General features: G+C 74.7%; 10 protein-coding genes, 1 tRNA gene and 1 pseudogene. 7 read left to right on the top strand and 5 right to left on the bottom strand.

Annotated features, from left to right (window positions below; genetic code table 11):
- Positions 1 to 84 precede the first annotated feature (84 nt).
- Both ACFWBY_RS27965 and ACFWBY_RS27960 read left to right on the top strand, forming a co-directional pair.
- Positions 85 to 158: transfer RNA gene (locus ACFWBY_RS27965), tRNA-Pro, on the top strand.
- A gap of 122 nt (positions 159 to 280) precedes the next feature.
- Complete coding sequence (locus tag ACFWBY_RS27960; RefSeq protein ID WP_385330961.1) at positions 281 to 1,795, top strand: SulP family inorganic anion transporter; 1,515 nt, start codon at positions 281 to 283, stop codon at positions 1,793 to 1,795.
- Between the two features lie 36 nt (positions 1,796 to 1,831).
- Here the strand turns inward: ACFWBY_RS27960 and ACFWBY_RS27955 are convergent, their stop codons facing one another.
- Positions 1,832 to 3,844 (bottom strand): DUF6596 domain-containing protein, encoded by a 2,013-nt coding sequence (locus tag ACFWBY_RS27955; RefSeq protein ID WP_385330958.1) that lies wholly within the window; start codon positions 3,842 to 3,844, stop codon positions 1,832 to 1,834.
- Between the two features lie 58 nt (positions 3,845 to 3,902).
- On the bottom strand, positions 3,903 to 4,226 hold the full coding sequence (locus ACFWBY_RS27950; protein ID WP_385330956.1) for a YciI family protein: 324 nt from the start codon (positions 4,224 to 4,226) through the stop codon (positions 3,903 to 3,905).
- A gap of 205 nt (positions 4,227 to 4,431) precedes the next feature.
- Here ACFWBY_RS27950 and ACFWBY_RS27945 point away from each other — a divergent pair, with 205 nt between their 5' ends.
- The 4 genes from ACFWBY_RS27945 to ACFWBY_RS27930 all read left to right on the top strand — a co-directional run bounded on the left by ACFWBY_RS27945 (position 4,432) and on the right by ACFWBY_RS27930 (position 7,533).
- Positions 4,432 to 5,094, top strand: a complete 663-nt coding sequence (locus ACFWBY_RS27945; protein WP_385330953.1) for a DUF998 domain-containing protein — start codon at positions 4,432 to 4,434, stop codon at positions 5,092 to 5,094.
- Positions 5,095 to 5,261: 167 nt separating this feature from the next.
- Positions 5,262 to 5,885: a metal ABC transporter ATP-binding protein gene (locus tag ACFWBY_RS27940; RefSeq protein WP_385330951.1), complete on the top strand. Its 624-nt coding sequence runs from the start codon at positions 5,262 to 5,264 to the stop codon at positions 5,883 to 5,885.
- Positions 5,882 to 6,757, top strand: coding sequence for a metal ABC transporter permease (locus tag ACFWBY_RS27935; protein WP_385330948.1), 876 nt, complete (start codon positions 5,882 to 5,884; stop codon positions 6,755 to 6,757). The genes ACFWBY_RS27940 and ACFWBY_RS27935 overlap by 4 nt, the downstream gene beginning before the upstream one ends.
- Positions 6,712 to 7,533, top strand: a complete 822-nt coding sequence (locus tag ACFWBY_RS27930; RefSeq protein WP_385330945.1) for a metal ABC transporter solute-binding protein, Zn/Mn family — start codon at positions 6,712 to 6,714, stop codon at positions 7,531 to 7,533. The genes ACFWBY_RS27935 and ACFWBY_RS27930 overlap by 46 nt, the downstream gene beginning before the upstream one ends.
- 130 nt (positions 7,534 to 7,663) lie before the next feature.
- Here ACFWBY_RS27930 and ACFWBY_RS27925 read toward each other — a convergent pair whose 3' ends face one another.
- The gene (locus ACFWBY_RS27925; protein ID WP_385330943.1) at positions 7,664 to 9,370 is read right to left on the bottom strand and encodes a class I adenylate-forming enzyme family protein; all 1,707 of its coding nucleotides are present in this window, start codon (positions 9,368 to 9,370) and stop codon (positions 7,664 to 7,666) included.
- Complete coding sequence (locus ACFWBY_RS27920) at positions 9,367 to 11,214, bottom strand: CoA transferase (protein WP_385330940.1); 1,848 nt, start codon at positions 11,212 to 11,214, stop codon at positions 9,367 to 9,369. Before ACFWBY_RS27920 ends, ACFWBY_RS27925 begins: the two co-directional genes overlap by 4 nt.
- A gap of 160 nt (positions 11,215 to 11,374) precedes the next feature.
- Between ACFWBY_RS27920 and ACFWBY_RS27915 the strand changes: the two genes are divergently transcribed.
- The gene (locus ACFWBY_RS27915) at positions 11,375 to 12,544 is read left to right on the top strand and encodes an acyl-CoA dehydrogenase family protein (RefSeq protein ID WP_385330938.1); all 1,170 of its coding nucleotides are present in this window, start codon (positions 11,375 to 11,377) and stop codon (positions 12,542 to 12,544) included.
- A 133-nt stretch (positions 12,545 to 12,677) separates the two neighbouring features.
- Here the strand turns inward: ACFWBY_RS27915 and ACFWBY_RS27910 are convergent.
- Positions 12,678 to 13,352, bottom strand: a pseudogene (locus tag ACFWBY_RS27910) (sugar ABC transporter permease); the annotation flags it as partial.

Below are 13,352 nucleotides of genomic sequence, written 5' to 3'. Positions count from 1 at the left end.
GTGAAAACCGGATTTCGTCTCCGGCCGAGGGTCCGCTAAAGTAATCGATGTCGCCAGGGCAGCAAGCGCTGCAACGGTGGACATCGGGGTGTAGCGCAGCTTGGCAGCGCGCTTCGTTCGGGACGAAGAGGTCGTGGGTTCAAATCCCGCCACCCCGACTTCGTAAGACCAGGTCAAGGGCTTGATCCACTCGGTGGGTCAGGCCCTTCCTGCGTCTCTAGGTCTTCTTCGCGCGTCCTCCTGCCGGTTGAGCGTGCCCGAGCCCGAGGTCTGTGCCCCCGTGCCTTCTTCCCGTGACTCCCTGGCCGTCCGGCTGCCCGGCTTCCTCCGTCCCGCGCGGCCGGCCTGGCTCTCGCCGAAGGTCTTCCGTACCGAGGTCCTCGCCGGTCTGGTCGTCGCGCTGGCGCTGATCCCCGAGGCGATCTCGTTCTCGATCATCGCCGGGGTGGATCCGGCGATCGGGCTGTTCGCCTCGTTCACGATGGCCGTCGTGATCGCGTTCGTCGGCGGGCGTCCGGCGATGATCTCCGCCGCGACCGGCGCCGTGGCGCTCGTGATCGCTCCGCTGAACCGGGAGCACGGGCTGGGCTACCTGGTCGCGGCGGTGATCCTGGCCGGCGTCTTCCAGATCGTGCTCGGCGCGCTCGGCGTGGCGAAGCTGATGCGGTTCATCCCGCGCTCGGTGATGGTCGGCTTCGTCAACTCGCTGGCCATTCTCGTCTTCATGGCCCAGGTCCCCGAACTGCTCGGCGTTCCCTGGGCGGTCTACCCGCTGCTGGCGGGCGCACTGGCGCTGATGGTGTTCTTCCCGAAGGTCACGAAGGCGGTCCCGGCGCCGCTCGTGTCCATCGCCGTCCTCACCGCGGTCACCGTGGCAGCGGGCATCGCCGTCCCGACCGTCGGCGACAAGGGCGCACTGCCGTCCGCGCTGCCGGTGCCGGGCCTGCCGGACGTGCCGCTCACCCTGGACACGCTGACCCTCATCGCCCCGTACGCGCTGGCCATGGCGCTCGTCGGGCTGATGGAGTCGCTGATGACGGCGAAGCTGGTCGACGAGATCACCGACACGCGGTCCTCGAAGACGCGGGAGTCCGTCGGCCAGGGCATCGCGAACATCGTCACCGGGTTCTTCGGCGGCATGGGCGGCTGCGCGATGATCGGCCAGACGATGATCAACGTGAAGGTGTCGGGTGCCCGGACGCGGCTGTCGACCTTCCTCGCCGGCGTCTTCCTGATGGTGCTGTGCATCGCCTTCGGGCCGGTGGTCTCCGACATCCCGATGGCGGCCCTCGTGGCCGTCATGGTCATGGTCTGCTTCGCGACCTTCGACTGGCACTCCATCGCCCCGAGGACGCTCAAGCGGCTGCCCGTCGGCGAGAGCGCCGTCATGGCCGTCACCGTCGTGTGCGTGGTCGTCAGCCACAACCTGGCCGTGGGCGTCGTCGTCGGCTCCGTCACCGCGATGGTCGTCTTCGCCAGGCGGGTCGCGCATCTGGCGAACGTCACCTCCGTCCTGGATCCGGACGGCAGCCAGGTCGTCTACTGCGTGACCGGCGAGCTGTTCTTCGCCTCGTCGAACGACCTGGTCGAGCAGTTCGACTACGCCGGCGACCCGGACGAGGTGGTCATCGACCTCTCCGCCGCCCACATATGGGACGCCTCTTCCGTGGCCGCGCTCGACGCGATCGAGCACCGCTACGCCCAGCGCGGCAAGAACGTGGAGATCACCGGCCTGAACGGACCCAGCGCCCGCCTGCACGGGACGCTCAGCGGCGAACTCGCCGGCGGCGGCTGAGGATCCGTCGCCCGGGCGACCCCGGTCGGGCCGTGGTCAGCGGGCGGGCTTCAGCCTGCGCAGGGTGTAGCCGGTGTTCGCAGGATCCAGGGGCTTGGTGGCCTGCTTGAAGAGGTGTTCGGCCCGCTCGTAGGACAGGCGGCGGCGGCCCGTGTCCGGACACAGGTCGGCTGCCGCGGGGGTGCGGGCGGGGCCGGGGCGGCGGTCGGAGAGGAACACCGGCCCCCTCGTCCGGTCGGCCAGCAGCAGGGGGAGGAGGCGGGCGGTCCCGGAGCGCCAGTGCAGCCAGGCGCCGCCCGTGCGGGCCCGGCGGTCGTCCAGGTCCAGGTCCTCGACGTTCAATGACAGGGCGGCCCTCGCTCCGGCCGCCGACTCGTGCAGGAGTCTCCACAGGACCTGTTCGCGCAGCGCCAGGTCCGGGCTGCTCCACAGCGCGTCGAGCTGCGCGCGGTCCAGCGGTCGCGAGCGGGGCCGGGTCTCGGCGCGGCGCTCCAGCCCCGCCGCGAGGTCGTCCAGGGCCGCCCAGGCACAGAAGGACCGCACGGCCGAGCGGTGCCGGTTCCAGGTCGCGGCCGCCGCCCCGCCCCAGGCCGCGGAGAAGACCCCGGTCACCTGGTCGACGGTCAGGGAGGCGAGCGGCAGCTGATCGCCGAGGCTCAGGCGGAGGCGGCGCAGGGTCTGCCCGTAGGAGCGGACGGTCGCCGCGTCGAGGTCGCCCCGGCCCAGGAACGCACGGGCGCTCGCGCCGAGGGTCGATCGCGGTGGATCGGCGGCGGCGTATTCGTCCGCGCGCCGGCGCAGGAAGGTGCGCTCGGCGGCGTTCCTGGTGAGGGAGGCCGCCCGCTGGAACTCCAGGCGCGCCTCCTCTCGGCGGTCCAGCCGGGCCAGGAGGTCTCCCCTGACGCTGGGGAGGAGGTGGTAGTCGCGCAGGGCGGGATCGGTGATCAGGGAGTCGACGAGGTCGAGCCCCGCCTGGGGTCCGTGCGCCATGCCGAGCGCCACCGCGCGGTTGAGCCGCACGATCGGGGTCGGCAGCAGCCTGGCCAGGGCCCCGTACAGGGCCGCTATCTGCGCCCAGTCGGTGTCCTCGCTGGTCCGCGCCTGGGCGTGGCAGACGGCGATGGCCGCCTGCAGGACGTACGGGCCGGGCGCGGCGCCGATTTCCCTCGCCCGCAGCATGGCGGCGAAGCCGCGCCGGATGAGCAGTTGGTCCCAGCGCCCCCGGTTCTGCTCGTGCAGCTGGACGGGCTCGCCCGAGGGTCCGGTGCGTGCGGCCGCGCGGGACGCCTGGATCTCCATCAGGGCGACCAGGCCGTGCACTTCGGCTTCCCGGGGCGCCAGCTCGGCGAGCAGCCGTCCCAGCCGCATGGCTTCCAGGCAGAGGCCCGGCCGCATCAGGTCGTCGCCGGAGGTGGCCGAGTAACCCTCGTTGAAGATGAGGCAGATGACGTCCAGTACGGAGGAGAGGCGCTCGGCCAGCTCCGCGCCGTCCGGCAGATCGAACGGAACGCGTTCCTCGGCCAGCGTCCGCTTGGCACCGGCGATGCGCTGGGTGATCACCGGTCCGGTGACGAGGAAGGCCCGCGCGATCTCCTCCGCCGTCAGACCGCCGAGCAGGCGGAGCGTCAGCGCGGCCCGGGCCTCGGCCGGCAGTACGGGGTGGCAGGAGATCAGCATCAGCCGCAGGACGTCGTCCTGCACGGGATCCCGACCGGGGTCGGGGCGGGGGTCGTCAAGGGGGCCGTGGTGGAGGCCGTGCCCGGGGTCCTGCGGCTGCCCCAGCTCGTGGGCGAGTTGCTCGTGCTTGCGTTCCAGGCGCTCGGAACGGCGGATGTGGTCCACGGCGCGGCGCTTGGCGATGGCCGTCAGCCAGGCACCGGGGTTGTCCGGGACACCCGAGGCGGGCCACTGTTCGAGCGCGGCGACGAGCGCGTCCTGGGCCAGTTCCTCGGCGAGGCCGACGTCCCGGACCATGCGCGTGAGGCCGGCGATGATCTTCGCCGACTCGAGTTTCCAGACCGCGACGATCGTTCGATGGGCATCCGGCACAGGCCGATGACAGCACCCGCCCGGCTCGCTCGCAAGCCGGGCGGGTGACCGTACCCGCTCAGGGGCCGAAGACCTGCTGGACCACGCTCTCGCCGTCCCCGACGATCCTGCGGAAGCGGCGGGCCAGCTCGATCGCCTCCTCCTTGGAACGGACCTCGATCAGCGCGAAGCCGGCCACGGCCTCCTTGGCCTCGGCGAACGGCCCGTCCATGACCGTGATCTCGTCGCCGACGGAGGTCAGCCGGACACCGCCCGGTTCCAGACCCCCGGTGGCCAGCAGGACGCCGGAAGCCGTCAGCTCCTCGATGAACCGGCCCATCTCGAGGTACAGCTTCTCGTCGGGGGCGGTGTCGGAGGGCTTGGTGGTCATCAAGTAGCGCATGGCTGCTCTCTCTTCTGGTGGTCCGGTGCTTGTCGGCATGGCTCGTGGTGGTGCGTCCCGGGGCGCTTCCCGCTCTGCGCCCCTTGTGTTGCTGCTTCTACGTCGAACGGTCGATGTGACAGGGAACGGCCGCATTCCCTGTCACATCGCCGGATCGACGTCCGGGCGAGAACCGAGCACGCCGATCCCGGGAGGGAAACCCGCCATGACCACCGTCCAGCTCCCCACCGCCCCCACCGCCACCTCCGCCTCCCCCCGCGCCCTCCTCGGCATCGCGGTCGTGGCGCAGCCCCTCTGGGCGGTCGTCGCCCTGACCCAGGCCGCCACCCGCGAGGGCTACGACATCACCCGCCACCCGCTGAGCGCGCTGAGCAACGGCTCGCTCGGCTGGCTCCAGATCGCCAACTTCGTACTCTCGGGCGTCCTGACCGTCATCGGGGCCACCGGCCTGCGCCGGGCCATGCTCGGCACTCCCGGTGGCACCTGGGCGCCCCGGCTGGTGCGGATCAGCGGGATCGGAATGATCGCCGCGGGAGCCTTCGTGATGGATCCGGCCGACGGCTTCCCCGTCGGCACCCCGTACGGGATGCCCGCCTCGCTCAGCTGGCACAGCTACGCCCACTTCGCCGCCGGCTCGATCACCTTCACCGCGCTGATCGCCGCCTGCTACGTACTGGGCCGCCACTACGGCCGCGCGGGGAACCGCGGCCGGGCCCTCGCCTCCCGCGTCGCCGGCACCGCGCTGCTGCTCGGCAACGGCTGGGCGATGAGCGGCGGCACGGCGGGCACCCTGACCCTGGCCATCGGTGTGGTCACCGCGATGGCGTGGATCTCCGCGACCGCCTACCGGTACCGCCGCGGCCTCTGATCTCCGCGACCGCCCACCGGTACCGCCGCGGCCTCTGATCCGCGGCGGGCCGCCGAACGCGCGCGGCCGCGCCCCGAACGAACCCCGCGCCGCCGGAACCCGGGACGCCCGTCCCGCGACTACCTGCGTGCGTGACACGACGCCGGTGGACAGCGGAGGGGTGTGGGATGGGCGGGCTGGACGTGCGGATGGAGGGGGTGGGGTGCCGGCACGGGCGGGTCGAGGCCGTGGCCGACGTCGACCTGGAGATCGCGGCCGGCGAGCGCGTCGCGCTGACCGGGACCAACGGCTCGGGCAAGACCACGCTGCTGCGCGCCGTACTGGGACTGCACCGGCAGGTCAGCGGCTCGATCCTGGTCGGCGGCCGGCGCACGGACGCGGCCTGGCGGCGCCGGGCGTGCGCGTGGATCCCGCAGAAGCCCGCCGGCGGCCGCTTCCCCCTGCTGGGCGGCGAGCTCCTCGCCAGCAGCGGTGACCCCCTCGCGGCCGCCGAGGCCGCGGACCGGCTGGGCGTGGGTCCGCTGACCGGGCGGCCGCTGCACACCCTGTCCGGCGGGCAGTTGCAGCGGATGTACCTGGCCCGCGCCATCGGCTGCGTGGCCGCGGGGGCCGGCGTACTGCTCGCCGACGAGCCGACCGCCGCCCTCGACTTCGCCGGTCAGGACGAGGCCGCCGACGTACTCACCGCACTGCCCGTGACCCTCGTCGTGGTCACGCACGACAGGGCGCTCGCGGAGCGCTGCGACCGCGTGCTGGAGATGGCCGCCGGCCGGCTGCGGGAGGTCCGGTGAGCACCACCCTGGCCGGCGCCGACCTCGGCACCCTGCTGCAGCTGGTCCCCGTCCAGAGGGCGGGCTTCGCCCTGCTGCTGGCCGCCGTCGGGCTGCCCGTGATCGGGGTCGTCATCGTCGGGCTGGACATCATGCCGGTGCGGTTCGCGATGATGCACGTCGCCCTGCTGGGCATCGCCGTCGGCCTGCTCACCGGGCTGGACCCCATGCTGTGCGCGCTGGTGGCCTGCGCCCTGGCCGGAGCCGGCGTCGCGCCGCTGGCCCGGACGCCGGACGGGCTGTCCGGGGCGATGGGGCTGCTGATGAGCCTGGCGATCGCCGCCGCGCTCCTGGTCCTGGCGGTCTCCGGGGTGAACGCCTCGGGTGCCTTCGCGCTGCTGTGGGGGTCGATCCTGTCCGTCGGCGCGGCGGACCTGGTGGTGCTCGGGGTGCTGGCCGTACTGGTACCCGGACTGTTCTGGTGGCGGCGGCGCGATGTGGCGCTGCTGCTGTACGACCGTGAACTCGCGCAGTGTTCGGGCGTGCCGGTGCGGGCGCTGACCGCCGTACTGCTGGTGCTCGTCGCCGTCGCGGTCGCCGGGGCCATCAAGCTCACCGGGGCCCTGCTCGTCGACGCCCTGACCCTGCTGCCCGCCCTGGCCGCCCGTCGGCTGGGCACCTCGCTGAGGTCGATCACCGGGTGGGCGGTCGCCATCGGCGTCTTCGTGAACCTGACCGGCTTCCTCATCGCCCTCTGGCTGGACTGGCCGCCCGGTCCGGTCCTCGTCCTCACCGCGGGGATCCTCGTCCTCGCGGTCCATCTCGTTCCCGAACGGAGAATCAGCTCATGGCGTCCGCAACCCGCGTCCGCGGCACTTCCCTCCTCACACTGAGCACGGCCCTGGGCCTGGCACTGGCCCTGGTGACCGGCTGCGGCGACAGCGACAGCGGCGACGGCGACGGTGGCTCCGCCGCGGGCGGCAAGCCCGTCGTCGTCGTGACCACCACCTGGGAGGGCGCCTTCGCCAAGGCAGCCGGCGCCGAGGACGTCAAGGTGATCGTGCCGCAGTCCGTGCACCACGCACCGGACTACGACCCCAAGCCCTCCGACCTCGCCGCCGTCGCGAAGGCCGACTTCGTGCTGTACGCGCCGTTCGAGCCGTACGCAGCGAAGATCAAGGAGGCGGCCGGGTCGAAGGCCGAGCTGGTGGAGGTGGCCCTCGACAACGACGCCGACAAGGTCAAGGCCGAAGTCGCCCGACTGGGCGAGCTGTTCGGCACCCAGGCCGCCGCCGCGAAGTGGACGGCGGCTTTCGACGCCGAGTACGGACGGGTCTCGCAGGAGGTCCGGGCCGCGTGGCCGGGCGGCAAGAGTCCCGCGGTCGTCAGTCAGGTCTTCTCGGCCTGGTCGGCGAAGCTGGCCGGCGCCACCCCGGTCGGCACCTACGGCCCCGAGGCGGTCACTCCGGTGCAGCTGGCCGAGCTGTCCGCGAAGAAGCCGGACCTGGTCCTGGACAACGCGCACATGTCGACCGGGACCGTCCTGCCCGACTCGGGCGCGAGGCAGGTCGAGATCGTCAACTATCCGGGGACGGACCTCGACCTGCTGCCGGTCTACCGCGACGCGGGCACCGTACTGAAGAAGGCCATGGGCGGATCTTCTTCCTGACGCCGGAGCCGGCGGTCGCCCGCGAACGGCCTTCGGCGCCGGGCGGGCGCGGGCGGGGCGGTCCCTCGGGGACCGCCCCGCCCTGCGTCATGCGTCGCCCGCCCTCGTCACGCGTCCGCTCCGGCCCTCGTCACGCGTCCGCTCCGGCCCTCGCCAGGCGTTCGCGCAGGGCCGCGCGGTCGGGTTTGCCCGCCGGGGTCAGCGGGAACTCCGCCACCACCAGGAGCCGTTCGGGGTGCTTGCGGCGCTCCAGGCCGCGCAGGCTGAGGTGTTCGCCCAGCGAGCCGAGGGTGGGGGTCCGCGGGCCGCGCGGTACGACGCACGCGGCGAGCCGCTCGCCCATCACCTCGTCCGGTACTCCGACGCAGACGATGTCCCGTACCTGGGCGTGGGAGGACAGCTCGCGTTCGACTTCGGCGGGGCTGATGTTGGCGCCGCCGCGGATGACGATGTCCTTGAGGCGGCCGACGACGCGCAGGACGCCGTCCTCGTCGATGAGCCCGAGGTCTCCGGTGCGGACCCAGCCCCCGGGGGTGCGGTACCGGGCGTCCAGGTCGGGGGAGGCGACGTAGCACATGGGTGTCATGGGGCCGCGCGCGATGATCTCCCCGATCTCGCCGTCGGGAAGCGGTTCGTGCGTCCGGGTGTCGGCGATGCGGATGTCCGCGACCCGGGGGTCGGGCCGGCCGGCGGCGACACCCGCGCCGTCGGGCTCCGCTTCCGGGGTGCCCGCTTCGAGGCCGGTGTGGCAGTTGACCCCGTCGGCCGAGCCGTAGAGGTTGACCACCGGGCAGCCGAAGACGCGGCTCGCCTGCTCGGCCGTGGTCCCGTCGAGGGGGGCGCCGCCGAGGATCACGGCGGTGGGGGTGGGCAGTTCGGCGGCGACGGCCGCTGCGGGGCCGGTGCCGGGTCCGGTCGCGCCCCTCTCCGCGGCCTCCGCCTCCAGGCGGTCGAGCATCATGCGGATCATCGTCGGCACGCCGAGGATGTGGGTGGGCCGGTGCTCGCGGACCGCGGCGAGGGCCGCCTCCGGGGTGAAGTGGTCGAGCAGGACGAGGGTTCCGCCGTGCCGGGCGAGGGTGACGGCGGTGCCGTTGGAGCCGAAGGCGGAGGCGAGGGGGACGAGGAAGAGGCAGCGGGGCGGTGTCCCGTCGGGCATCAGCGCGGCGAGGAAGTTGCCGCGGCCGCCGGCGAGCGCGTTGTGGGAGTACGCGATCATCTTCGGATCCGATTCGGAGCCGGACGAGACCAGGATGCGGGCGGCGCTGTCGGGATCGGGTCGGGCGGGCACGAAGGCGGCCGGGTCGGAGCGCAGCAGCGTGGCGAGCTGAATCGTTCCCTCAGGCGCGCTGCCCACCGGCCCGGCGGCGATCACGTGGCGCAGCGCGGGCAGTTCGGCGGCCAGGTCCCGCAGCTCGGCGGCGTGCCGCTCGCCCCGGTGCTCCACGGCGGCGATGACCGCTACGGCCTCGGCCCGGCGCAGCAGGCCCCGGGCCTCCGCGCGGCCGCGGCCGACGGGGAAGGGCAGGACCACCGCGCCGAGGGCGGCCAGGGCCAGGTCCGCGATGACCGCGCTGCGCCCGCTCGGAAGCTGTACGCCGACCACGTCACCCGGCCCTATGCCGAGCTCCCCCAGCCCGGTGGCCAGACTGCGCACCTTGCGGTCCAGCGCGGTGTAGCAGAGCTTGCCCTTGGCGTCGATGATCGCGGTGTGGTGCAGGTCGGCGATCTGGCGGGCCCGGAAGAGGCTGTAGAGGTCGAGGTCGGGACAGGTCCCGTCGACCGCCCAGGAGCGGCGCAGGCCGGCGGGCAGCAGGTCGTGCAGGGCGACGGTCATCGGAAGCTCCAGGGGTCGGGAACGGCGGGGGCACCGTGCGCGTCGCGGCTGATCGAGCCGGCGAAGCGCGGGTCGTCGTGCAGGTCGGCCAGGTCGGTGGTGACGGCGGTCGCCGACAGTCCGCGCCCGCGCAGCGCGAGCAGGGCGTCCTCGGTGCTCAGGCCGGCGAGGCCCACGGCGGCCCCCGCGCACGCGCCGGCGTCCGCGTCGGCGGGGGCGATCCAGCCGTCCGCGGTTTTCAGGGGCGTACGGAATCCCGCGGCCCGGCGCGGGTCCTCCCCGCGCCGGGCCCGGCGCAGGGCCGGGAGGGTGAGCACGTCGGCGGCTCCCAGCAGGGAGGAGTCGACGCGCACCCCGCGCCCGGTGCTCTCGCGCAGCAGCAGCCCCGCGAGGACGGCCTCGGTTCCGAGCAGCCCGCCCAGTACGTCGAGCAGGGTCATCAGGGAGGGCGCGGGTACCTCGCCTCCGGGACGGGCGGCCTCGCCGACCCCGGTGCGGGCCTGCACCATGAAGTCGGTGCCCATCGGGGCGTCGGCGATCCGGCCCGTCCCCCAGCCGCCGGTGTACGCGTACACGAGCGCCGGGTTGACCGCCGCGAGGTCGTCGTGGTCCAGGCTCAGCTCTGCGGCTTTGCCCGGCGCCCAGTTGTGCAGGAAGACATCGGCGCCGGCCGCCAGTTCCCGGAGGCGGAGCCGGTCCCGGGGGGACTTGATGTCGATCTCCACGGCCCGCTTGCCCCGGTTCAGCGCGAGCCAGCGGGCGGAGACGCCCGAGCAGGCGGGCGGCATTCCCCGCAGCGGGTCACCGCCCGGCGGCTCGATCCGGACGATCTCGGCGCCGAGCAGCCCGAGCAGGTGGGCCGCGAGCGGCGCCTGGATCCGGCGACCGGCCTCCAGCACGGTCAGCCCCGCCAGAGGGGCGTCGGGCCTGGGTGCGGCGGGGGCGGTGTCGGGGTGCCGGGGGCCGCAGCCGTACGGGGCCAGGGACCAGGGGGCGGCGCCGTCGTGTTCGGCGGCCCGCTCGGCAAGGCTCCGGAGCCGGCAGACCTCGGCCCCCGAGGCCGCCGCCGCGTCCCGGATCCGCTGCCAGCCGTGGCCGCGGGTGACGGCGTGCAGTGCGTCGGGGATGGGGGCGCACGCGGTGGCGTAGCGGAACTGGAAGGGCCGCCAGCCGGCGCGTACCGCGTCGGCGGGGGCCTGAAGGGCCCGCCAGAACGCGGCCCAGGCGCCCGGGTCGAGGGTCTCCAGCTCGAAGAGCGTGCCGTCCGCGGCCGTGAAGGGCGGTCCGCCCGCGGCCAGTTCGGCGGCTTCGCCCTCGTCGGCTCCGGCGGCCGCGAGGTACTGGGAGACGACCAGCAGCCCGGCCCGGTCGACATACGTGTCCACGCCGGCGGGCGAGCCGCCCCTGGCCCGGGCGAGCAGGCCGGCGAGCAGGCCCTGCGTGGTGAGGACGGCCGTGGCGGTGAGGGCGTAGTCGATGCCCAGGCCGTGCGGGGCGCCGTCACGGCGTCCGTGCACGGCCATGATGCCGGTGGCGGCCTGCGCGGTCGCCTCGTCGGTGACGCCGGTGCCCGACGGGGTGTCCGCCGTGTGCGGGGCCGCCGACCAGGCGATCGTGGCGGTGGCAGTGGCGGTGGCCTCCTCGGCGCAGGCGGTGTCCGCGCCGCCGCCGAGGGTGATCCGGCCCGCCCGGTCGTGCCCCGGCGCGGCCGGACCCGTACCGGCGGCGGCTCCCAGCAGCTTCAGGTGCCCGGCCACCGGGCCGGTGAGGGCGGCCGGTCCCGAGGCGGTGAAGTGCAGGCCGTCGAGCGGCCGAGCGGTCCGGGTGACGACTGGTGACGCCATGCCTCTCCTCTTCTCCGGGCCCCGGCGGTGGGCCGGTGCCACTGCTGATCCGTCCGCGGGAACCAAGGGGCGGGCGCACCCGACCAGTTCCCCGGGGAGGCAGTCGCACTGCCGTTCCCACGGGTTCCCGGCGGGCTGGAGGAAAGTGGTGGAGGACGCGATGGCGCGGAACGCAGCGGCGGGCTCCCGCTCGACGGAGTTGCGCGGCCGGGTGGCCGCCTTCGTGCGGGAGCGGGTCATGCCCCTCGAGCCCGTGCTCGACGCGGGTGGCCCGGCAGCGGCGACCGCCCTGCGGGAGGTGCAGGACGAGGCGAGGGCGGCGGGCCTGTGGGCGCTGCCGCTCCCCGCCGAACTGGGCGGCCAGGGCCTCGGACTGGCCGCGTACGCGCGGCTCGCCGAAGCCGAGGGGGCGAGCGACCACGGACCGGCCGCCCTGGGATCGGCGTCGCTGCTGGACGCGACGATGCTGCGGCGCCACGGCGGCGAGCGGGTGCGCACCCTCTACCCGGGGCGGCTGACGGCCGGGGAGCTGCGGGCCTGCTACGCCATGACGGAGCCGGACGCACCGGGCACCGACCCCTTCCTCACCGCCACGCGGGCCGTCGAACAGGCCGACGGGAGCTGGGTGGTGAGCGGCCGCAAGTGGTTCACCTCGCACGCCGCCGAAGCCGACCTGGTCACCGTACTCGTCCGCACCGACGGGGAGCCGGCCGACCGTTCGGGGCTCTCCCTGCTCGTCGTCCCCACCTCGGCGCCCGGGTTCCGGGTGGTGCGCGAGCTCCCCGTGTTCGGGGCGTCCGGGCAGTGGGAGATCGAGTTCGACCGGGTCCGCGTGCCCGCCGACCACCTCCTCGGCGAACGCGGCCGGGCCCTCGACATCGCCGCAGAACGGCTCCAGTTGGGCCGCACGCTGCGCTGCCTGCGCTGGCTCGGCCAGGCGCAGCGCGCCTTCGACCTCATGTGCGAGCGTGCGGGCTCCCGTACGGGCTCGCGCGGGGCGCTCGGCGGCCACCAGCTCGTCCAGCAGCACGTCTTCGAGGCGCTCCTCGCCCTGCGCACCACCCGTCCCCTCGTCCACGAGGCCGTGGCCAGGCTCGACGCCGGGCTGGACGCGCACGTCGAGGTGGGCCTGGCCAAGGTGGCGGCCGCGCGGATGCTCCAGCGGGTGACGGACTCCGCGATCCAGGTCCACGGCGCGGCCGGCCTCGGCCCCGACACCGCACTGCCCGCCCTCTACCGCTCCGGCCGCACCGCGCGCATTCTCGACGGCCCGGACGAAGTCCACATCACGGGGGTGGCGCGGCGGGTCCTGCGGGGGTACGGGGTGTAGCGCGGGCACGGCCGGCAGTCGGGGACGGCGCGTCGGGCCGGGGGCGGGCGGGCGGCGCGCCGGGCAGCAGGCGGGCGGTTGCGCCGGAGAGCAGGCGGGCGGGCGGGCGGCGCGCCGGGCAGCAGGCGGGCGGTCAGATGTCCCGGAGGTCGATCAGCCCGGTCAGTTCCGCCAGCCCGAGCGCCAGGAAGAAGGTGCCCCAGACCAGTTCGTGTCGGACCGCGATGCCCTTCCCGGCGTCGTAGCAGCCGTCCAGCAGCCTGCCCCGCGACAGGTGTACCCCGGCCAGGCGCTCCAGGATCTCGACCGCGCGAGCCGCGTACCGCGCGGCTCCGGGGCCCGGGACGCGGGCGAGCTTCAGCAGCGCGACGGCCGTGATGGCGGCGGCCGAGGTGTCGAACGGACCGTCGGGACGCCCCTCGTCGGCCGGGGGGACGAGCGCGGCGTCCGGCCCCGCCCACGCGTCGGCCAACCGCTCCGCCAGCGCCTGCGGACTCCCCGTCAGCAGCCCCGCGACGTCCGGCCGGTGCAGTACGTCGGCCAGCGCCAGCAACAGCCAGGCCCGGCCCCGGCTCCACCCGGCCGGGGGGTCCCCGCACGCCCGCCACCCCACCCCGGCCACGAACTCCCAGGCCGGTACGAGGCCGGGGGCGAGGGCCGGACCGGGGCCGGGGGCGAGGGCCGGGCCGGGGGCGGGGGCGAGGGCCGGGCCGGGGGCGGGGGTCGAGCCGGGGGCGAGGGTCGAGCCGGGCGCGAGGGCTGGGCCGGGGGCGGGGGCCGGGCCGGGGCCGGGCGCGGGGGCCGGGCC

The organism is Streptomyces sp. NPDC060049, from assembly GCF_042736715.1.
GTDB lineage: Bacteria > Actinomycetota > Actinomycetes > Streptomycetales > Streptomycetaceae > Streptomyces.
This window is presented reverse-complemented; position numbering and strand designations above follow the sequence as displayed.